The following is a 234-nucleotide window of genomic DNA, read 5'->3' on the forward strand; positions in this document are numbered from 1 at the left end:
GCTCTAGCATCTCTTGTGGAGACAAGCTTTCGTGAAACGCTTCTTCAACCGCCTGCTGCCGAAATCCTGGCGCTCGACAGTCGTCACCATTCCGGTCATCAGGCTGCATGGCACGATCATGCCCGGCGGCGGCCAGTTACGGCCAAGCCTGTCGCTCGCCTCGACGGCCGGGCTCATCGAGAAAGCGTTCGGCTTCGACGCGCCGGCGGTTGCGATTTCGATCAACTCGCCGGG

1 pseudogene is annotated in these 234 nt (G+C 62.4%); it reads left to right on the forward strand.

The annotated features are described in order from the left end of the window. Positions 1-31: 31 nt before the first annotated feature. Positions 32-234: pseudogene (locus tag P9236_RS30820) on the forward strand (S49 family peptidase); the annotation flags it as partial.

It is taken from the genome of Mesorhizobium sp. WSM4884 (assembly GCF_029625675.1).
Classification (GTDB): domain Bacteria; phylum Pseudomonadota; class Alphaproteobacteria; order Rhizobiales; family Rhizobiaceae; genus Mesorhizobium.